Annotated in this window: 16 protein-coding genes and 1 pseudogene; 5 read left to right on the plus strand and 12 right to left on the minus strand. The window is 58.1% G+C overall.

The window, feature by feature from the left end; genetic code table 11:
• Positions 1 to 79 precede the first annotated feature (79 nt).
• Complete coding sequence (locus ACIP6G_RS13425; RefSeq protein WP_400290652.1) at positions 80 to 3,889, minus strand: FtsK/SpoIIIE domain-containing protein; 3,810 nt, start codon at positions 3,887 to 3,889, stop codon at positions 80 to 82.
• Between the two features lie 249 nt (positions 3,890 to 4,138).
• Between ACIP6G_RS13425 and ACIP6G_RS13430 the strand changes: the two are divergent.
• Positions 4,139 to 4,408: pseudogene (locus tag ACIP6G_RS13430) on the plus strand (CpaF family protein); the annotation flags it as partial.
• 405 nt (positions 4,409 to 4,813) lie between these two features.
• On the opposite strand, the gene ACIP6G_RS13435 reads toward ACIP6G_RS13430, so the two are convergent.
• From ACIP6G_RS13435 to ACIP6G_RS13470, 8 genes are all read right to left on the minus strand, one after another.
• On the minus strand, positions 4,814 to 5,323 hold the full coding sequence (locus tag ACIP6G_RS13435; protein ID WP_400290654.1) for a hypothetical protein: 510 nt from the start codon (positions 5,321 to 5,323) through the stop codon (positions 4,814 to 4,816).
• Between the two features lie 4 nt (positions 5,324 to 5,327).
• Positions 5,328 to 6,257 (minus strand): hypothetical protein, encoded by a 930-nt coding sequence (locus ACIP6G_RS13440; protein ID WP_400290656.1) that lies wholly within the window; start codon positions 6,255 to 6,257, stop codon positions 5,328 to 5,330.
• Positions 6,258 to 6,366: 109 nt separating this feature from the next.
• Positions 6,367 to 9,501, minus strand: a complete 3,135-nt coding sequence (locus ACIP6G_RS13445) for a type I restriction endonuclease subunit R (protein ID WP_400290658.1) — start codon at positions 9,499 to 9,501, stop codon at positions 6,367 to 6,369.
• Positions 9,498 to 10,304 (minus strand): abortive infection family protein, encoded by an 807-nt coding sequence (locus ACIP6G_RS13450; RefSeq protein ID WP_400290660.1) that lies wholly within the window; start codon positions 10,302 to 10,304, stop codon positions 9,498 to 9,500. Before ACIP6G_RS13450 ends, ACIP6G_RS13445 begins: the two co-directional genes overlap by 4 nt.
• Positions 10,301 to 11,452 carry a restriction endonuclease subunit S gene (locus ACIP6G_RS13455; protein ID WP_400290662.1) on the minus strand — a complete coding sequence of 384 codons (1,152 nt, stop codon included), beginning with the start codon at positions 11,450 to 11,452 and terminating at the stop codon, positions 10,301 to 10,303. Before ACIP6G_RS13455 ends, ACIP6G_RS13450 begins: the two co-directional genes overlap by 4 nt.
• Positions 11,449 to 13,017, minus strand: a complete 1,569-nt coding sequence (locus tag ACIP6G_RS13460; protein ID WP_400290665.1) for a type I restriction-modification system subunit M — start codon at positions 13,015 to 13,017, stop codon at positions 11,449 to 11,451. The genes ACIP6G_RS13455 and ACIP6G_RS13460 overlap by 4 nt, the downstream gene beginning before the upstream one ends.
• A gap of 370 nt (positions 13,018 to 13,387) precedes the next feature.
• Positions 13,388 to 14,320 (minus strand): hypothetical protein, encoded by a 933-nt coding sequence (locus tag ACIP6G_RS13465; protein WP_400290666.1) that lies wholly within the window; start codon positions 14,318 to 14,320, stop codon positions 13,388 to 13,390.
• A gap of 64 nt (positions 14,321 to 14,384) precedes the next feature.
• Entirely contained in the window at positions 14,385 to 14,609 is a 225-nt protein-coding gene (locus tag ACIP6G_RS13470; protein ID WP_400290667.1) for a helix-turn-helix domain-containing protein, read from the minus strand.
• A 196-nt stretch (positions 14,610 to 14,805) separates the two neighbouring features.
• On the opposite strand from ACIP6G_RS13470, the gene ACIP6G_RS13475 reads away from it, so the two are divergent.
• Together ACIP6G_RS13475 and ACIP6G_RS13480 are read left to right on the plus strand one after the other, a co-directional pair.
• A complete protein-coding gene (locus tag ACIP6G_RS13475) occupies positions 14,806 to 15,084 on the plus strand; it encodes a helix-turn-helix domain-containing protein (protein WP_400290669.1) in 279 nt (92 codons plus the stop codon).
• Complete coding sequence (locus ACIP6G_RS13480) at positions 15,081 to 15,989, plus strand: hypothetical protein (RefSeq protein ID WP_400290670.1); 909 nt, start codon at positions 15,081 to 15,083, stop codon at positions 15,987 to 15,989. Before ACIP6G_RS13475 ends, ACIP6G_RS13480 begins: the two co-directional genes overlap by 4 nt.
• Positions 15,990 to 16,939: 950 nt before the next feature.
• On the opposite strand, the gene ACIP6G_RS13485 is transcribed toward ACIP6G_RS13480, so the two are convergent.
• Both ACIP6G_RS13485 and ACIP6G_RS13490 read right to left on the minus strand, forming a co-directional pair.
• A complete protein-coding gene (locus tag ACIP6G_RS13485; protein WP_400290671.1) occupies positions 16,940 to 17,506 on the minus strand; it encodes a VanZ family protein in 567 nt (188 codons plus the stop codon).
• Positions 17,507 to 17,521: 15 nt separating this feature from the next.
• On the minus strand, positions 17,522 to 17,683 hold the full coding sequence (locus tag ACIP6G_RS13490; RefSeq protein WP_172512272.1) for a hypothetical protein: 162 nt from the start codon (positions 17,681 to 17,683) through the stop codon (positions 17,522 to 17,524).
• A 568-nt stretch (positions 17,684 to 18,251) separates the two neighbouring features.
• Here ACIP6G_RS13490 and ACIP6G_RS13495 point away from each other — a divergent pair.
• Both ACIP6G_RS13495 and ACIP6G_RS13500 read left to right on the plus strand, forming a co-directional pair.
• Positions 18,252 to 18,446: a hypothetical protein gene (locus ACIP6G_RS13495; RefSeq protein WP_400290674.1), complete on the plus strand. Its 195-nt coding sequence runs from the start codon at positions 18,252 to 18,254 to the stop codon at positions 18,444 to 18,446.
• 5 nt (positions 18,447 to 18,451) lie between these two features.
• Positions 18,452 to 18,937: a hypothetical protein gene (locus ACIP6G_RS13500; protein WP_400290676.1), complete on the plus strand. Its 486-nt coding sequence runs from the start codon at positions 18,452 to 18,454 to the stop codon at positions 18,935 to 18,937.
• A gap of 166 nt (positions 18,938 to 19,103) precedes the next feature.
• Here the strand turns inward: ACIP6G_RS13500 and ACIP6G_RS13505 are convergent, their stop codons facing one another.
• Positions 19,104 to 19,682 carry a hypothetical protein gene (locus ACIP6G_RS13505; RefSeq protein WP_400290677.1) on the minus strand — a complete coding sequence of 193 codons (579 nt, stop codon included), beginning with the start codon at positions 19,680 to 19,682 and terminating at the stop codon, positions 19,104 to 19,106.
• Positions 19,683 to 19,930 lie beyond the last annotated feature (248 nt).

The raw sequence follows: 19,930 nt of genomic DNA on the forward strand, positions 1-19,930 counted from the left end.
TGTCAACTTCTTCAAGGGAAAAGCGTTCACTCGTGCTCCGATTGTCGTTTGGCAACTATTCCAGCTCATCCTCTCTGTTTCATTCCTGAGCTCCAATATCCCGATGGTGACGGCCGCGGCGGTACTTTCCATCGTGGTCGCCGGAACCACTGTGGTGATGCTCTTCGCGCCGAAGACCACCGCATTCCTCGGAGACCGGCCAAACCGCTGAATTGCCAGCAGATAATTCGTACGGAATATGAATCATCCGCGGTTTGCCTCGTTTGGAGATGACCGCGCACCAATAGTCTTTGGCTCCTTGATGAGGCACCTGATGGATTGGCTGCCAATTCATCGGTTGAAGATCTTGCGGATGATGGGCTTCGACAGCGACTACCTGGCGATCATCGAACCCGTTGGCGCTCAATCCCAGGTCGAAGGCCATCCTGCTGGACGGCGGAACGAATAGCGCGACACCGATTCCCCTCGAATTCAGAGCGTTCAAGAGCGGTGGCAACCGAGAGTCATTGGTGGTTTCGAGGAAGAGGCAAAGCAAGTCCTGCCGAACACGGTACGAGCCGTCCTCGAGAGAACGTACGAACCGTTCAAAGTCCGGTAGGCCGCAAATATGCGGGGAGTTCCAACGCACAGCGAGTACGGCAGTCAGCTGCCGGCGCTGTTGCGTATCGGGGCACAGCACAACAACCATCGGACCTGCTGGTCGAGGGACCGCCTCACCATCGAAGGGCGAGTATCCCAGAAAGTTTGCCGGTTGAAGGGCAGAACCTGAAGGCATCTGCCAAGCCGAAGGCACTTCGGGCCAGGTGCTTCCCGGGATTTCAGCTAATTGAACTTCGGTGAGTTGGAAGACCTGCGGAGGATGCCCCGAACTCAGCTTGACCCCTCGACCCGGCAAAAGCGAACAGGCCGGGATCTTGGGCCACATCATCTTTAATGACTCGGTAGCGTTGAATGGGAAGAACCATTGCTCTGTACAAAGACCGGTGGACCTCAACGCGTTTTGGTCGCGGTCAACTGAACAAATCACCATAGGCGATTGCGGGCCGCCGAAACGCAATAGCGTACCGAGTGCTTCGTCCAGGCGTTGGAAATGTTGCGGGTGGATATTGGACTGCAACTGGGCCAGTGAATGAACGAGAATGATCAATGCTGGATCACTGGGCATGGATTCCAGGAAGTCGACAGCATCGAAAAAGCCATAGGGATCCTCACCCGTGACAACCTTGACGTTTTCAGTGGCATCCGGGATCGGCGACGGACCGAAGCAAAGTATTTTTCTGGGCGAACGGGCGAGGGAAGCGAACAGGGTTCGGGCACCGGCTTCTGGCAAGCCGCAGATCAATGTTGATCGTGAACGGGCAGGGTCAAGAATCAAAGGTTCAAGCCGGGCCAAATGCAGATTATCTGCAACGCCGCAGTAAATCGTTCCTCGTTCCTTCCCATCCCACGTATCTGGCGAGTGCGTTGGTTCTGCTGGCCGAGGCAACGCTGGAGCAAAACCAGATACCGGGAGCTCCGAAGTGGACCACTGTGAGGAAAGTTCTGCTGCATGGTTTTGCAAGCGATCTCCAGCGACTGACGCGATGCTCTTTTCGAATCGGCACAACGGACGAAGGCTGAGATCTTGACGATTCCGCTCGAATAGTTCGCCGTGCAGTGGCGGCTCGATGGCCAGCTGGAATTGCATGTTCCTAGTGGGCTTGGAAGCGCCCTTGATGATCGCCTGTCCGGGGTGGAGGAGTTTGGACGCCTCGGTGGAGCCCACCAGTTCCACGGACTCACCCGGGTCGTTTACCCTCAATGCGATTGTCGTGTTCAAGTTCGCCTTGGTTTGTCCCGTCAAAGCGCCAGCCGGACGCTGCGTGCTGAGAATCAGATGGATTCCTAGAGCTCGACCCACCGCAGCTAAACGATCAATTCTGGCGCTGGCTTGAGGAAGCGTTTCGACGAAAACACGGAATTCGTCAATGACTACCAGCAAGCGAGGCAGAATCGGGCCTGATTCGTCGAGATCTTGATATTCCGCAATGTCGCTGCAGCCTTGTGCTGCCAGAAGCTCCTCGCGCCGCCGCACCTCATGTTCTAGTTGTTCCAACGTGCGCTGAGCCGCTGCCTCATCGAGGTCGCTTGCGAAGAGCTGGACATGGGGCAAACCTGCATAGACGCCTAGTCCAGCTCCACCCTTGAAATCAATAAGTGCGAAGGCAAGCTGAGTCGGCGGGTAGTTCCGGGCAAAATCAGCAATCAGGCGCCTGAGCGCTTCTGACTTGCCTGACCCTGTAGTGCCGCAAATCAGTACATGCGGACCATCCACATGAAGATCAAGGAACACGTCCTCTTGCTGTTCATCGAGGCCCAGATGTGCCCGTACGGCTAGTGATGGGGATGCAATGGATTCTGCGTTCTTGGTTATTGCCTGCTTTTGCAGCTGCACATACTGCTGCACCATCCTGTCGAACCGCGAAAGGCTCAGCGTGCTTAGGTTCTGCAGCACTAAGCGTTCGTCGGGCAAACGCGAGGACACGGGGCTTGGAACAATCCAATTCTCCACGGATTCGGCCAGCACCGGTGAAACGCCCAGCACCAGGGCGCCGGAAATAGGTTGAGGTTCCTGGGCAGTGACGTACAACGTCGCCAGGTTGGTTTCCTCTTTCCTGGTGAAGCTCGATTCTTCGGGAATCGACAGGTGGGCCACGGAAACGTTGCTCATCAAAAGCAGCGACGCCGGAAGACACCTGACACTGGGATCGAGCACGAGCCGTATCTGGCCGGAATGTATGGCCGGGAGATAGCGTGCAAGTACTGCGGCCAGAATAGCCCCAGCGCTTTGCCCTTGTGCAGAATTCAGCTGCCAGACGCTCGGGGTACTCGGGAAAAATACTGGACCGAACCAGGGCGCGTCCGACTTCGTCTTCCTGAGGCTACGAAATACTTTGCGGATCCCCGTGGGATCAGAACGAGAGGTGTCCTGCGGAGACCACAGTCCCTCGCCCCAAACCAGTGGTGGTATCCGGGCATGCGACAGTCCCAAAGAAGCGGAATCCAGTCCGGCTACGAACGATTCTCCGAGAGCCGGAGAATATTTACTTCTCGCGATAATGGCGGAAGCTCGTTGCACTTCCATTTCCCTTTTCCATTCGCGACGCTCCACGAACAGTTGACCGGCAGGCACCATACCCATAAGGGCCGAAACGCCACTCAAGATCAGAAAGAGCGTCGAACCGGTAACCAAGGCAAGCAAGACGCCGGAGATGATCGGAACGAATGCTGCGAGGACCAGAGCAATTAAGCGGGACAGCTCGGGCTTGGAAGGTACTTGGATTTCCAATTGTTCGGGGGTTACCAATTGACCGGATTGGGCGGTTAATGGATCGCCGACAGCGAATTCAGTGTTGCCCAGAAAGAAGCGCGATCCGTGTTCCAATTCCACGGACTCGCAGCGGCTGCCATCTGGCATGACAAGTTGCTGCTCAGAGCAGGCTACCAGGCGCAAGCTCCGGGTTGTCACGAATAACTTCGCGTGAACCCGGGACACCAGCGGATCTTCTAACCATAATGGGGCGGTTCTGCCGATGACATGTTCTCCCTTTGTGAGCGGAATCCAGGCACCAGCGTCGGGGCCGCGAACTACATATAACTTGAGGCACGAAGCTGTGGTGCTTGTGGCGCGAACAGGTTGGGGCAATTCATTGAGCAGAAGACGTTCAGACGCATGCAAGATCCCCAACTCTTCTATCCGCGTTATTCCCGAATACCATCGTTGTCCCGGGAAATGCTGCTGCAGCAGTGCGGCGAGCTGCTCGCCCGATATTCGTCCGGACATGACAAGTTCGAATTGCCGCGGATGCTGGAATTTTCGGGAAATCAGAAGTAATTCATAGCGGACCATGAGGTCTCCTGAATGTAATGGAATGTTGTCGTTCCCATCTAAACCAGCATTGAGGGCGGCGCTGGAAGATAAGAATCTTGGTGTGGAGAAAGTACCAAGAACTATCCACAACTTCGGGAACCTCTTGAAAGCGGTCTCTGCTGCAGATAGCATCCCTTGTCATACGAATAGGTATGCTGCACCGACGACGCGCTCGCCGATAGTCCCCGAGATCGGGATCCTCCAGTAGGGAAGCCAAAGGAGTCAGTCGTGGATGCGCTGTCCATTGTCGAAGACGAAGTACGCGAGCTGGTTCGCCGGCGTGGATTGGACCCGGCAAAGCAGCCAGCGATGATCCGATCACTTATTGAAGAGGTCATTCGCGACTACGACGAACGCGCATTGCTTGGCGCCGTGCCTTCACTTGGATCGCTAGAGGCTGCCCAACGTTCAGTATTCGATAATGTGGCCGGGTTCGGAGCGCTGCAACCCTTATTGGATGATCCTTCTGTTGAAGAGATCTGGGTAAATTCTCCGTCACGAGCTGCAAAACTACTCTCAAAGTAGTTTTCTATTCGAATGACGATGATCACTGGTCATTGCAGTAATGCATTTGGAGTAACCAGGCTATGTGCCAGTGCCGAAAAGTTGCTAGGTAAGTGTTTCGAACGGGCCTCATAGCTGTTCGGCGGGGATCCTATCTGAAACCTACTCCATACTGGTTTTGCGACGAATCATTGTCGACGATTTCCGTCGCGGTTAACCTCTCAACACCTACCTGGAACATAAGTACCGACCACCCTTCAAGATGTAGAGTTCATCGCAGTCCTAGTTGGGCTATGCAGTTCGTGGGGATTCGTTGTGCGAGTCATGAGGGGTGGCAATCCGCGAGGCGATATGCGCCTGCGAAGGCTAGGGACGTCTACGTCAGTCGTGCGCTGGGCATCAACTGCGACGCATCGCGATGCGCTCGTATGCCCTGCGCAACCGCTTGAGGCACATACCGATCACGAGGAGAAAGTGCACAGTTGCGGCCACGGCCATGCCCGTCAGGACGGGTCCTATCTGGTAGTCCCCGATCCACTTCCCGGCATCACCGACGATGAGGAAGAGCGCCAGGGCGAGACCCCAGAGGATGGCCCACAGAGTGTTCGCCATGCACTCGTCGACGAGCACGTAATCGTCGTCTCCGAGCCTCTTGTCCGTGCCCAGGGTGACGCGCAGCTGGAACAGGAATACGGCCATGGCGAAGAGTAGCCCGGCCACGATCGAGATGCCCGAAACGGCAGCACCGACCTCGACCATCTTCGCCCCGAGCTTCCAGGCGGCCGCACCAGCACCGAGGGGAAGGAGTGCTTGCCAGGTGATGGCCCACCAGTCGGGACGCCCCGTGCGGTTGTCGTAGAGCGTGCGGAAGTGATCGGCAGGCACGTTCCACAGGGACGCTTTGCCCATCTCGTCAACTCCCTTGCTGTGGCGGCCGGCTCCATGCCGCGTCCCATTCGCCGCCAGTCCGTGCAAGCAGGTCGCGTACCTTCTCGGTGCACGTCTCCATCAGCTGGTCGACGTCAAGAGCCGCCTCGTTGGAGTCGTTGAGCACTTCGCGGATTGCGGGTGCTCCCTCTGAGCCCAGCTGGAACTTCTTTGCCCGTCCGTCCCGCACCATCGTCACGAAAACGTCGTGATCCTCGGGCAACTCTTCGACTGCGACTACCTCGGCCGCCACGCTTGCATGGTGCAGTTCTCCTAGGAGCTTGCCTGGGAAGAACCCGCGTCTCTCCGGCCGCGCGACGTGCGACACCCGCCCGACCTTGACCGTCAGGCCGTCCGCCACGTCCGCGCTCTTGCCGGTAACGCGCACCTCGACCTCTGTGAGTTTGGCTGCCTCTCGCCATGTCTCGCCCTCGGTGACCGGGGCAGTGACCATGGTGATCTGATCGGTGTATTGGCTAAAATACTTCTTGAACAGACTCAAGATTCTGCCGCCTGCCGAACCCCGCGAAGACTCCTCGGAGAGAAAGTGCGCTCGTTCCCCAAGCTCCGGCACGAACAGCATCGCCCGGTTCTCTCCGGTGGGTGCCTGGTGATCTTCGATCTGGCCGACAGGGTCGCCGGTACTGATATCAACGAGATCCCCGGGCTCTCCGTAGGCTCCCACCCGCAAGTCGAGCATGATCACGCGAGGTGCGTAACGCACCACTTCCGCAACGCTCACCCAGGTTTGCCGCTTCTCATTGTGTGTGTCAGCGGTTGTCAACCCCTCAGCCCACGACGCGAAGACATCCAGAAGGTCTTCACCGTCGAGGTCGGCGGGCGCGAAGCTAGCAGCGTTCCGCTTGAACTTCTGGTGGAACGTCAGCTCCGACACGGTTAGGACGCGACGGCCCATAGATTCCTCCTCGATGACGTGAGTGAGGGACGAACGCAAAGCACGCCTCCAGCACGACCATTGCGCGCTGAATAGCCCAGCATTACTTTGATCGACATCCACACACCTCCTACCCTGACACTCCGCCAGCGAACAATTCCGCTTGCTCCAGCACCAGCTCGATTGCCTTAGCCTCCGCATCAGGTGGATAGTCGTACTTGGCGAGGATGCGACGGACCTTGGAGCGCATCGCAGCCAGCACAGACTCCTTCAGGTTCCAGTCGATCGTTGCTGATTGCCTGACAGACTTCACGAGCTCTTGAGCGATCGCCTTGAGTGTCTCGTCGCCCAGCTCCATCACCGCAGAGTCGTTCTGCACGACCGCGTCATAGAAAGCGACCTCGTCTTCGCGCAGTCCGAGCTCCTCGTGCCGCCTCTGAGCGTCGCGCATCTGCTTCGCGAGCTTCACCAGCTCGGCGATGATTTCAGCGGTCGTCAACGACCGGTTCGTGTAGCGATTCACGGCCTCATCGAGCATCTCCGAGTACTTGCGCCCCTGGACGACGTTCGTTCGCTGCACCGTACGGATCTGGTCGTTCAGGAGACGCCGCAGCAGCCCCATCTGAAGGTTTGGCTTGTCCTTCTCCGCAAGCGAATCGAGGAACTCATCGCTGAGAATCGAGATCTCAGGCGTCTCGATCCCGGCGAGCTTGTACACGTCCACGACCTGATCTGCAGTGACCGCCTCATTGAGAAGCTGACCGAGCGCTGTATCGATCTCGACCGCGCCCGAACCGCCTCGGCCAGAGTCGGGGTTCTGGATCTTCAGGATAGCTGCTCGGACGTCCGTGAACAGCCGGACATCGTTCCGGATCGCGGCTGCCTCATCACGCGCGCCCGCCAGCGCGAACGCCTTCGCCAGAGCCAGCACCTGGTCATTGAACCGCGAGGTCCGGTCTGGGTCCGCCATGACAAAGTCGAGGACCTTCGCGTACTCGTTCAACCGCTTGGAGGCTGTCAGCTCCGGGGACGAGTCGAACTGGACTCCGTGGAGAAGTCCGCGCACGATGTCGTGCTTCTCCAGCATCACCTGGACCATCTCGTCGATTGGCACGCCAGCCTGGTCGCGATCGGACGGCGAGTATTCGCTCAGCGCGTTCTGGAGGTTCGCGAACACTCCGATGTAGTCGACGATTAGACCGCCGGGCTTGTCGCGGAACGTCCTGTTGACCCGAGCGATGGCCTGCATGAGTCCCGCGCCCTGCATGGTCTTGTCGACGTACATCGTGTGCATCGACGGGGCATCGAATCCGGTCAGCCACATATCGCGAACGATGACCAGTTCCAGCGGGTCGTCCGCGTTCTTCGCCCGCAGCTTGAGGTCCTTGCGCACGTCCTTCGAGTGGATGTGCGACTGGAAATCAGCAGGATCAGATGCTGACCCGGTCATGACGACCTTGATCTTGCCCTGCGCCGGGTCATCCGAGTGCCAGTCGGGCCGCAGTGCGACGATCTTCTCGTACAGCCGCACGGCGATCCGGCGACTCATGGTCACGATCATGCCCTTGCCGAACAGAGACTCCCGGCGCTTCTCCCAGTGCTCCACGATGTCGCGGGCTACGAGGTCAAGTCGTGCCTCCGCTCCGACGACCGCCTCAAGCCGCGACCAACGTGACTTCGCAGCTGTTGCTGTGTCTTCCTCGACGGACTCGGTGATCTCATCGGCAAGGTCGTCGAGGGCAGCGAGGTCAGCTTCCGACAGGTCGATCTTCGCCAACCTGGACTCGTAGAAGATCCGGACAGTCGCGCCATCCTCCACTGCCCTTGTGAGGTCGTACACGTCGACGTAGTCGCCGAACACAGCCCGGGTGGACTTGTCGTTCGACTCGATCGGAGTGCCGGTGAAACCGAGGTACGTGGCACCAGGGAGCGCGTCGCGCATGTGCTTGGCCAGCCCGGACTTGAGTCGACCGTGGCGGTCGAGCGTCTCACTGAAGCCGTACTGACTCCTGTGCGCCTCGTCGGCGATCACGATGACATTCCGACGGTCAGTGAGCACGGGGTTGGTGTCCCCGTCCTCGCCCGGCGCGAACTTCTGCAAGGTGGTGAACACGATCCCACCCGACGCGCGCTTCAGCTTCGCTCGCAGATCCGAACGCGTTGCCGCCTGGACCGGCGTCTCCGGCAGAATGCGGGCCGGGGCGAATGTCTCGCCGAACAGCTGATCGTCGAGATCGTTGCGATCGGTGATGAACACCAGCGTCGGGTTCACCATGCGCGGGTCGCGCATAATCTTCGCAGCGTAGAACACCATCTCGAAGCTCTTGCCGGAGCCCTGGGTGTGCCACACCACGCCGCCACGACGGTCCCCATCAGGACTTGACGCTTGCACTGTGGACTCTACGGCAGCGTTGACCGCCCAGTACTGGTGGTACTTCGCCACACGTTTCACGAGCACCCGGGTCGGCTGCCCCGTCGACTTGTCGGTGACCGTCTCGTCACTGAACACGACAAAGTTCTTCAGCAGGTCCAGGAACCGCTTCGGCTCGAACACACCCTTGATGAGAACCTCAAGGGCTGGCTGGTTGCTAACAACCTCACGACCTTCGATGGTCTTCCACGGCGCGTAGTGCTCGAACGCACCCGAGTAGCTGCTCATCGCCGCCGAGGTTCCGTCGGAGATCACCGTCACCGCGTTCGGTACGAACACCGACGGAATGTCATGTCGGTACGTCTGCACCTGGTTCCACGCCGACTTCAGCGTTGCGTGCTCCGCAGCGGGGTTCTTCAGCTCCAGCAGAGCCAACGGGAGCCCATTGACCATCACGAGTACGTCGGGGCGGCGGTTCTTACCGTTCTCGACGATCGTGAACTGGTTGACAGCCACCCAGTCGTTGTTCTCCGGCTCGTCGAAGTCCACGAGCCACAAGCGCGTTGTGCGCAGCAGACCATCGTCGCCGCGATGCTCGACCGGTACGCCCTCCGTGATGAGCTTATGCAGGCGAGCGTTCTCGTCGATAGGGCTCTGTGACTCGGCACGCTGAACCGTCTTCACAGCCTCTGCGACCAGCGCGGCGTCCGCACCACGATTAATCCGCCGAAGCGCATCACGCACACGCCCCCACAACACGACGTCCTCGTACGACTCCCGCTCAGCGCCAGGCTCTCCTGGCGCGATGTCAGGGCCATGCATACGTCGGTAACCCAGCTCGGCGAAGTATTCCAGAGTGGCCTGCTCGATGACGTTCTCGTTGAAGGTGCTCATCCGGCACTCCTCACTGTGGCAGGCGACGTTGGTCCAGTGCGCTTCGCCAGATAGACTTCGACGAGGAAACTCGCGACAGTCTTCGCCGAGTTCACCGCCACTCGGGCATGTCGATCCTGTGGCTGCACATGACGCGCATGCCCGTCACTCGCCATGTTTCGGATCGCTGCCAGACCGTTGACGATCTGGACCAGGCCTCGTGCGATCTGCTTGAACCCTTCGTCGACCTGGTCGTCCTTGTCATCGATCCGAAGAATCTTCGCGACCGCCTTGTACTGACGTTGAAGGTCTCCGGCATAGTTCCCGCTCTGGCCCGTCAAACGAATCTCCAGCTGCTCCAGTACCGCCTCAACCAAGGTGCGCGACACCGTGATCGCCCCTTCGAGATCTGCGGCTGCGAGCCGGCGTTCCGCCTTATCGGACAGCTCACGGACATATGCCAGGGTGAGGATATTCGGGGCGACTGGCGCGGCGTTCAGTGGAACGGCTACGCCTTCCAGTCGCGAGACGATCCCGCGATACTTGTCGATCGAGGCACGTTGATCGTCTCCGTCTTGCTCGCCTCTGTATTCGAGAAGTGCATGGAGAACACGCGCACATTCTGCCGTTGACGCAGAACGGAGGAAAGCCCGTAAGCGCTTGGCTTTCGAGAGACCTGTCTCTTCCGGATCAATCTCAACATCGAGATCAGCAAAGAACTCCGCGAAAGTACGGTTACTGAAGTCGAGTACGTAGCCACTACCCATATCGAGGACTTGCTCAACGATACGAAGATCCGTGGAACTCAAGATTGATCTACTCATGACGCCTCAGCTGGTGTACGTAGCCGACCGGAGAGCAATTCTGGCAACAGGGCGTCGCGCAGTCGCGAGAGCCGCTGGTTCTCTCGTTCGGCTAGGAGCAGGCGTTCCCAGAGCGGTGCGATTTCCTCGTCGAGGCGGGCGATCGCGGCGGTAGTCGGCAGTGAAGCCGTCGTTGATGTGAGATGCCCTCTCTGGATGTGTCCCATCGTCGTCGCCTTATCGGCGGCGAGCGCCCGGAACACCGGCATGACCGCCTCGAGTCGATCGAACACCAACCATGCTGGATACCCGTCAGGATCGACTTTGAAGATGTGCTGGTTGATGATCGCCTCATCCCTATACCAGCGGTACACCCCCAACGACCCGGACCATGCCATCAAAATATCGCCAGCCCGCGCGGTCTTGTTATCGGGGACTTCGATGTCGTTGTACACAGTTGAGCCGCCGGGGCCGGAGTTGAGCTCCGCAATCCGGATCACCATGCGGCCCGTCCCTGTTGCCCCCTTCGTGTACGCGCCGCCGTTGGTGAAGGTCGCGAGGTCTGAGACGGGTATCGTTACTGACTCGTCAGCGATAGCCACGTCAACGCGCGCACGAACGAGGCTCGGGATCAGCTCTATGAGCCTCCGGTTCGACTCGATCTTATCGTCAAGCGCGCCGAGCGTCGCGGCAATCGCGCGCTGCTCTCGGATCGGTGGCAAAGTGAACTCAAAATCTCCGATCTGACCGCCGCTGATATGGGGCACAGCAGAACCGGTCTGAACGCCGATCACATAGTTAGTGAAAGCCGCGCTACCGATGACCACGCCTAAGAATCCTTGGTCGAGAGAATCGCTCTTCGTCCGGAGGCGCGCAACCCGTTGGACGAGGAGCGAGGGGAGATCGTGTTTGCGGACAACCGCGTACTTCAACCCAGCACCAATCCAGGGACGATCCATCGCTATAACAACATCGCCAGGCGACAATAAGTATCGATCGACTTCATTGACTCGATCTAGGGGGAACCTCTTCGCTCCGGCCCACTTTAGATTCCCCTGCGCGACGTTATCGCCCCGTAAGAGACGGACATCGTCTGGTCCGTCAGCGAATTCTGCGCTCTTGAATGCGAAGCCGAAGGTCAGCTCGACGACATCAGCTATGCGCGTCACAGTTGCAACCCACTGAGCCGCCGGCGAACCTCATTCTCAAGCTCGCGCCCACGCTCGAACTCAGCGAACAGCTCTGTCGTGAGGCGTTCAATCTTTTCATCGATCGGTTCATTGTCGATCTCCGCTTCCGCAGCGCCCACGTACCGTCCGGGTGTTAGCACGAAGTCATGCTTTTCGATCTCATCGATCTTCGCGGCCTTCGCAAACCCCGCCACGTTTTCGTACTCGCCGTCGTGGTTGCGCCACTGGTGGTATGTGCCTGCGATCTTCTCGACGTCGTCATCGTCGAGCACACGGAGCTTGCGTGACTCCATCCGGCCGAGCTTGCGCGCGTCGATGAACAGCACCTCGTCACGCCGCTCGCGGTGCCCGTTCCCAGCACGTCCCTTCGAGACGAACCACAGAGCGACCGGGATGCCGGTGTTGAAGAACAGCTTGTCTGGCATGGCGACGATGCAGTCGACCAACCCTGCCTCGACGAGCTTGCGACGGATCTCGCCTTCACCGCTGCTCTTCGAGGACAACGACCCGTTGGCGAGCACGAAGCCCGCCGTGCCGTTGGGGGCGAGATGGTGGATGAAGTGCTGGACCCACGCGAAGTTCGCGTTGCCTTTCGGCGGCGTCCCGTACTTCCATCGGGGATCGTCGGCGAGCTTCGCATCCCACCAGTCAGAGACGTTGAACGGCGGGTTCGCGATCACGTAGTCAGCGCGGAGATCCTGATGCAAATCCTCGGTGAACGAGTCCGCCGAGTGCGAGCCCATGTCAGCTTCGATGCCCCGCAGCGCGAGGTTCATCTTTGCGAGCTTCCACGTTGTGTCGGTGAACTCCTGGCCATACACGGAGATGTCGGTGCGCTTGCCGCCGTGGGCCTTCACGAACTCTGCCGACTGGACGAACATGCCGCCCGAGCCCGCGGCGGGGTCGTAGACGCGGCCCTTGTAGGGCTCCAACATCTCGACAAGTGTCTTGACTACGGAGCGCGGCGTGTAGAAGGCCCCGGCGTCCTTGCCGGTCTCTTTACCTGCGAACTGGCCAAGGAAGTACTCGTACACACGACCGAGCACGTCGTCTGCGCCGTGATCGTCGGTCTCGGTGAAGCCGATCGATCCGATGAGATCGACCAGCTCACCGAGGCGGCGTTTGTCGAGCCCGTCCCGGCCGTAGTTGCGTGGGAGGACACCACGCAGGGAGGGGTTCTCCTTCTCAATGAGATCCATCGCTTGGTCGATTTGCTGGCCGATCTCAGGCTGCTTCGCCACGGACTGCACGTAGCCCCATCGCGCGAGGGATGGTACCCAGAAGACGTTCTGGCTCGCGTACTCGTCCCGATCCTCCAGGAACGACTCGATCCGCTCGGGCTTGATGCCCTCGGCGGCCAGCTCTTCTTTGAGCTGCTCGCGGCGCTCCTCGAACCGGTCGGAGACGTACTTGAGGAACACCAGTCCCAGCACGACGTGCTTGTACTCGCTGGGCTCCTGGTTGCCGCGGAGCTTGTCTGCGGCATCCCACAGAGTCTGTTCGAGTGTCTTCGTTGGCTTCGCCTTTGCGGCCCGTCGCGCCATATTTCGTACTCCTTCGCGCGAGAAACGCGCCTCCGTCTGCAATTTTCAGCTCCATCTCAGGATAGCGAGCACAAGGGACATCTTAGTACTTCAAGGTAGAGGGCGCGCCGCAGGCAGACCGAAGGTGCGAAGCAAGGTCGGTTGGCTGGGCTTAAGTTTGCCATATCGTTAGTGCATGGCTGCTTGGGCGCTTGCTTGCCTCTCTTCGATCTAAGGCAAAGGTTCAGAGACACTAACTCGTCGGAGGCCATGCCGTGAGTGAGGGTCGATGAGTCTGAGAGCCACTTCAAACGGGCGTTGGACACCAGAAACCACGGATTGAACAGGAACCAGTGATGAACCAGTAGTGTTACCGTTTTCCATCCGGGGCTTACCACCACTGACGGCGCGTGCGATACACGATCCTTTCAGGAATCTCAGAAGGTGACAGTGGGCGATCTGGACGCGGTCGCACGTTGTACGGGGTGATGCGCTCTTTATTACTGTTAATTCGAAGTAGGTCGACTTCTAGCTGAGGCATGTGCGGTTCGAGTCGCTTGAACGTCTCTTCCAGCAGCAATTCGAGTCGATGGGTTTCTGCTTCGGCAGCCTTCATCCGTTCGTGGGACGTCATCGCTCGGTACCCACACCACTGGCGCAGGAGTTCATGCCGTGGGCGGTCGTACTTCAGGTACCAGTCGTATTCTTCTTCTGGCGATCGCCATCCGTCGTCAATGTCGAGGATCGGCTTCTTCTGGCTACCGTACTTGCACTTGAGCCACGATTCTTCTTCTTCCTTGAACACCACGTCGAGTATCGGCGTTGGATTGATTCCGCAGATGCGCTCGGCGATGGCTGCCGAAGCCAGTGGGGACAGGACTAATGCACCGTCGACATGTACTGAGGAGTAGTGCTCAGCGTACTTGCCGAGATCCAGACCCAACATGGTGCTGAATATTTCCTGGTCTTTAACATTCGTTGTGTCATTGACTGGCCGCCAGCCAAGTTCTGCTACTTCCGTTGGGACAAGCAGATCGAAGACCTGATTGATGCAGTCGCGTTCCACGTCATCCAGTGAATCCTCCCGACGGATCCTAGACCATGCTTCTTGAAGGCGATCATAGGCAGCAACGTCGGCCCACGGGACGCGGATCCGGTTGCCTGGGACCGTTTCCTGGCGTCCATCATCGAATGTCACCAGCAACTTGGGTTTTGACTTCGTGCAGTCGACGGAATTGATCAGAACCCGTTCGGAGGGGCTCGCATCTCGAAGGCGATACACCCAGTATTCGTCGGGTTTGGCAGTAGTCCCTTGTGATGTCATGCACCGAATATACCGGGCTTGCTGCCTTCCCTTCCCGCCGGTCGAAATCTATTTCCACGTGCGGTCAGTCGAGCGTGGACAGCAGCTCGGCAGGCTTCACGCCCAGGCCCCTGGCGAACTTCACGATGACGTCAAGAGTGGGGTTCCGCACGCCGCGCTCGACGCCGCTGACGTAGGTCCTGTCCAGGTCAATGTGGTGCGCGAAGGCTTCCTGGGAGGTCCAGCCCTTCTCTTTTCGCAGCTGCTTGACCCGCTCGCCGAACGCACGGCGATGCTCGGGAATATCCATACGTCCACGTTTTCGCTACGATGACAATAGATCCACGGACTATGAGTCACATCGTCGAACTATTGGACGCGAGTGCGATGACTTCGATCACGAATGCGTACCGGGGGCTGAATGAATTCCAACAGTCCAGCGGCACGGCGTTCCCTCAGCCATAGGTACAAGCGCCGCGGCCTCGGACTACGAGAGGAGCATGACCATGAGGCAGTTGCCCAGCGATGTCTTCGCGCAGCGCCTGCGCGAGGTGCGGCGGAGAGCCGGCGTTTCGAGAGCCGATCTGTCGCGCAGGATCACGCTGTTCCTCGGCGGCCCCATCGAGCCGACGCTGGTGCAGCGATTCGAAGAGGGCACTCGGGCTCCGAGACTCGACGAAGCCGTCGCCGCAGCCGATGCCCTGGACATCTCGCTCCTAGATCTGATCGAGACGGGCGACAGGTCGCGGACCAGCGAATCACAAGGTGTCGAGGGGGAATCATGAACGAGCCTAAAGACGGCCAGGATGCTTCTTCCGCCGGCACTTTGCTGACGCGTGTCGCGGGACGTGCGCGGCCTCGTGCGCAGGTGATGGCGGATTGCGAGGAATCCGTGGCGGAACTGAAGCGAAGGTACCATTCGGCGCTGTGGCCCGTCATCTTGCCGAAGACCGAGGAAATGCACCGTTGGCGCATCCAGCTCGAGTGCGGCTGCACCCGCGAGGTGCTGACCAACGGGAAGGACGATTTTCCGGACAGCAGGTCCTGGCACGACGTGCTCTCGGGCCGCCCCCTGCCCCTCGGCGAGTACTGGTGCTCGAACGACCACGGCGACGTCGAGGAAGTGTACCGGGACATCGTCGAATGGATCGACAGCAGTGTCAAAGAGTTCCCGGCCGACCCCGAGGAATGTCCTGACGATGAGGATCCGGAGTACTGGGCCATTGTGAGACGCTCGGAACCCCATTCCTCAGCCTTCTGGCGCGTCCGCTTGGCCTGCGGGCACTTCGACGATCATGTCCCGACTAACGTCGAATGGAAGCCCGAGAAGGGGCCCACGCTGGTCTCCGAGCAGCGGGCGTCGGAGATGCGCGGCGAGTTCGAGGCGCTCTGGTCGGTCCTGGGCGACGAAGCCTGGCCGGAGGAAGGACCTGAGCGCGATCACACGCTCAGGATGCTCGACCAGCGCTGGCCCAAGCCCGAGCCCGAGAGGCGGTGCCTCGTGTGCCGGTACGCTCAGCGCATCACCGGTTACCAGCGGATCGGGTGGTTGGTGCCGAGGACGGACGTGAAGAAGGCGGCAGAGAAACGGGCCACCGCCGCCCGCGGAAAGGCAGAGCGGCGGCTCGCCATGATCGAGGAGGAAGCAGCGCAACTACGTGAGCAGCTTGGTCGCGCAGAAGACCAATGAGAGTTGCCGTATTCGTTGAATGAGACTCCGAGATCTCGGCCCCTGTAGCTGGTCAATGCTGGTAACCATCTTTGACCGTTTCAGCGGTGTTTCGTAGACTGTACGGTGTAACGCCCCGGTGACTATTCGGGCCATTCGTGGCCAGGACTCCCGGGGCTATAGTTCTTTTGGCAGCGAGTTACAACCGAGCACGCGACTATCCTGCGCGGCATCTTTCTTCGGTAACCTTCAGCAGCAGTCCTGCCAAGCGGGCACCTGTGCCAGAGTGCAAAACGAGACGATGTGGTCGACGATATCAATTGAAACCCTTGGAGGTCCTTTGGATGAAACTCCGCAAACTACAGGGTGCAGGCGACACCGAGCATTGCGGGCACGGCACCTCTGAAAGCAGATTGTTTATCGACACGTTAATCGTGGATGGACTCTCAGGAGGCATTTCGGGTGTGGCAAAGTGCTTAGCGGGAGAGGTGTAAGCGCTTGTTGGGACAGGGCTGGAATCTGGCCTTGGGCATTGAATGCGTGCCGTTGGAAGTGTTGACGGGACTTGCCCAGCTGGCGGCGCGTGCACGAGTCACTCGGTTCTGCCCGGGGCACGATTCCCTGAGCTGGCATTGGGAAAGTGGGCTGCACGCATTCAGTGTTGTGGGAGTGCAACGATGATCTGCCCCGGGTGGCCAAAGGCAGAGGTGAGGGTCCTTGGAACTGCGTTTCCCGTTTGCAGATATCTCTGCGGGGAATGCAGTAGTTTCCAGAATCAGTTCAAGTTCGTTCAATTTGAGAGCGCCGGTTCGACTTCGACGTGCGGCGTTTATTGAAATCCGGGATCGACGGAATCTGGCACAAAAAAGCAAACCCGCCCCGGCTCTAGACTTGCGAGCGGGAGCGGGTTCAGGAACTAGATGCAGCAGAAGGCGATTCGGGCTGGCCGTCGTGCGTGATCAGTTGTTGATCTAGCCACGTATGGCACTCGACATCTCTGGCTTACTTTCAGAGCGCTTGATCAATGCGTAAGCGCACCAGCCAACCACAGCACCGACAGCGTACACAATCATGTCGGTAATGGTGAGCGCCCGTCCCCAATTTGTGATCAGTTGAGTAAATTCAATGAGAATACCGAAGCCGACAACAGTGGTGAATGCGGCCTTGGTGCTCATCCGGGTGAACCATAAGGTCAATATCATGCCAGGTACGAAGAGCAAGGCGTTCAGCGATGACTCTCGAACTGCAACTAGATTCAGCCCGTACTGGTCAACCCAGCCGTCAAAGGGAATCAATGAGTAGTTTGGCGGATCATCCTCAAAGCGTTCGCGAATAGTACCGCTTTCGGGGATGACTGTAATCATGACGACGCCGATATACCAGCAGATCAAGAGCCATAATCCAAGGACACCACTTAGCTGCCGCTTGGAAGCTCTTTTGGAAACTCTGTTGATTACAATCATCGCAACTAGAACAATGATGCTGATAATGAGGAACCAAGGTACGAGCCAACCGAAAGCTCGAAGTGCACTAGTCAAAACTGGACGCCTTACTTATGGGTACGTGATTTTCCCGGAAACTGTGACATATCCGCCGTCGTCGACCTTGGAAATGTAAATGCGATATGAACCCTTCGGCATGTCCTTGAAGGTCTTGGATCCCGAAGATCCGCAGCTGACTGTGAAGGTGCCCTTGTTGCGCCAAACGAAGCTCATATGTTCAAGCCTAATGGTGGCTTTCATGCTTGAGCTCGAACCAACGCGCTTGTCGCAACTATAGACTGACGCGGAAACCTTGAGGCTGCCCTTTTTGCTGGAATGAACTTCGCGAGAAGTGACACCGTACTTTAGACGGGCCTCGTAATTCATGGCCGATGTCGCAGCCTGAGCCGGCGCGATAGGAATAAGTACTGCAAAGGACATTACCAATAAGGTAATCAGACTAAATTTCCCGCCGCGTTTTAACTTCTCGCTGGCTACTGATATTTTTCCCAAGTCGGAACTCTTTCCTGATGGTGAGTAGTGATGAGCATTTTTAAGCTATCAGTATTTGAAATTAGTGTGAAATGAAATTCTGCACGAATACAGCGTTGACCGAACTGCTTTGTGATGTATCTCGCGCATATTCAATTTTGGTTAGTATGGGCCGGGGCATTAGTGAGCTCGATTCACACTGCTCCGTAGTTCCTCGCTTATCAGTTCACAATCGCGGGATCCATGGCTGATCCAATAGACCGGGGTAGGTTGAGGAAACGAAGCCAAATCCAACTTTCAGGAGTGCATCATGGTCGTTTCTACCATCACAATCGAGATCAACGAGGATGAACCGGAATTAGTTGGAGAAGTCCTGACTGCGCATCGGCAGGAGTTCGCCGACCGTGTGCGCGACGCAGATCGCCAGGGGATGACGGATATTCGTTCGAAGGAGAGCGTCCCGATGCTGGACGACCTAATCGGTCGATTCGAGGACTCCCAATAGTTACCATGGAACGATTTGTTATCAACTACAAGCTTGGCCACCCAGCGATGGTGCATAGAACGGATTGCCCGGCCATAGCCCATCAAGTCAACGGCGGCCAGGCTGGACATGAACAGGTGGGATCGATCGAGTGGGCCGCTCAGCCGCAAAACCGACACCTATCAATAGCAGACCTCGAAGCTTCACGTCCTGTACGGGCCAAGTATTACCGTGCCGAGTATTTGACGCGGATGGCTCTCGCGTCCAGCGAAGAAAAGTATGAGCGTTGCAAGATTTGTGTTCCCGCGGTGGAAGAATGTCAGAAACTTGGTCCAGATCCCTGGCGGAGCCTCAGCTGCAAAGCACTCAACGAGAAGCACATTGGCCGGCTGTTCCAGAACATCGGTACCCTGCTCGAAGTCCGCATTGCGCAGGATGGGTACACCTTGATCGGTGACCAAGACACGAGCGAGGACAATCCAGCCGAAACCGTGTTTAAGTACCTCAAATAGAACCTGCGGAAACAGCCAGCGTCGTAGACGATGGCAAGGCTCTCCGACGCCGAGTTCCTTCTAGCCACAGCTGACGGTTCCCTTGCTTCAAAACGCGGGATTTTTGCCGACAGGTGGGCTGGTTCGGGCATAATCCGAACCAGCCCACCTGTCTCCATTTTCGTTTTTACTTTGCTCCAGTGTTGGGCCAATACTCGCCGGCGCTGAAATACTGCCCTTCTGCATCGGGCCCAGTCAGAATTCGAGCGGTCTTGGTCTCCATAGTCCTTTCCGGTACATGTTCCGGCTCTCCTGGCCGATCTCCGTACCCGGCCAGGGCTTCCTCGAAGGGCCGATTCTGCAATGGCCGCACCGTATGGCGCGCAAGTTTCTGTGGCGACCTGGCTCGCACACCCCTGGATGCCAACTCATCTGCCTTGTGGCCGATCGCCCACAGCATTCGAATCGCGTCGCAATCGTAGGGCTGCAACCGCCGCAGGTCGTTACGGGAGCGCTGGCATAATTTCAGACAGGTGTGCCACTCAGTGCTCCGCTCGACGCTGAAATTTGCTTTGGCGATGCCGATTATCATCAGGGCGGCGAGGCGGTGCACTTCAACACAGGTGCCCGTACCTTGGCTGGATGCGCGGGCCAGTTCCTGCCCTTCAAAGATCAATTCATCGGTGTCAATCGAACCGCCGTTGATGAGAGTGTGCGCATCGTCGATGGCGACGATGAGACGATCTGTGAATTCTGAAGTATCCAAGGGATTCGTCCTTAGCTAGTTTTGGGCATAAAAAAAGAGAGCCGAAGCTCTCTTGACGCAAAAACAGCGCACCACTGCCAACAGGCGGAAATGTGCTTTTAAAGAAACTCTTAAAGAAAAATGATCCCGACTTTCGCGGGCTTCTATTTCATGTAATCATGATCACATAAAAAATGTACCGTTTGCAATAGCTGGAGAATTCGAGTTTCTGTGGCATGTGATCCGTTGCGTAATCCAGACTGTGGATG

Origin of the sequence: Glutamicibacter sp. NPDC088483 (assembly GCF_044753145.1) — a bacterium.
Classification (GTDB): Bacteria; Actinomycetota; Actinomycetes; order Actinomycetales; family Micrococcaceae; genus Glutamicibacter.

Bases quoted from the DNA above. Each gene is read 5' to 3' on its own strand.
- ACIP6G_RS13500 (WP_400290676.1), top strand. From the start codon at position 18,452: ATGGAACGATTTGTTATCAACTACAAGCTTGGCCACCCAGCGATGGTG.
- ACIP6G_RS13435 (WP_400290654.1), bottom strand. From the start codon at position 5,323: ATGGGCAAAGCGTCCCTGTGGAACGTGCCTGCCGATCACTTCCGCACG.
- ACIP6G_RS13470 (WP_400290667.1), bottom strand. From the start codon at position 14,609: ATGGATATTCCCGAGCATCGCCGTGCGTTCGGCGAGCGGGTCAAGCAG.
- ACIP6G_RS13460 (WP_400290665.1), bottom strand. From the start codon at position 13,017: ATGGCGCGACGGGCCGCAAAGGCGAAGCCAACGAAGACACTCGAACAG.
- ACIP6G_RS13475 (WP_400290669.1), top strand. From the start codon at position 14,806: ATGAGGCAGTTGCCCAGCGATGTCTTCGCGCAGCGCCTGCGCGAGGTG.
- ACIP6G_RS13450 (WP_400290660.1), bottom strand. From the start codon at position 10,304: ATGAGTAGATCAATCTTGAGTTCCACGGATCTTCGTATCGTTGAGCAA.
- ACIP6G_RS13445 (WP_400290658.1), bottom strand. From the start codon at position 9,501: ATGAGCACCTTCAACGAGAACGTCATCGAGCAGGCCACTCTGGAATAC.
- ACIP6G_RS13480 (WP_400290670.1), top strand. From the start codon at position 15,081: ATGAACGAGCCTAAAGACGGCCAGGATGCTTCTTCCGCCGGCACTTTG.
- ACIP6G_RS13425 (WP_400290652.1), bottom strand. From the start codon at position 3,889: ATGGTCCGCTATGAATTACTTCTGATTTCCCGAAAATTCCAGCATCCG.
- ACIP6G_RS13440 (WP_400290656.1), bottom strand. From the start codon at position 6,257: ATGGGCCGTCGCGTCCTAACCGTGTCGGAGCTGACGTTCCACCAGAAG.
- ACIP6G_RS13465 (WP_400290666.1), bottom strand. From the start codon at position 14,320: ATGACATCACAAGGGACTACTGCCAAACCCGACGAATACTGGGTGTAT.
- ACIP6G_RS13495 (WP_400290674.1), top strand. From the start codon at position 18,252: ATGGTCGTTTCTACCATCACAATCGAGATCAACGAGGATGAACCGGAA.
- ACIP6G_RS13490 (WP_172512272.1), bottom strand. From the start codon at position 17,683: ATGAGCTTCGTTTGGCGCAACAAGGGCACCTTCACAGTCAGCTGCGGA.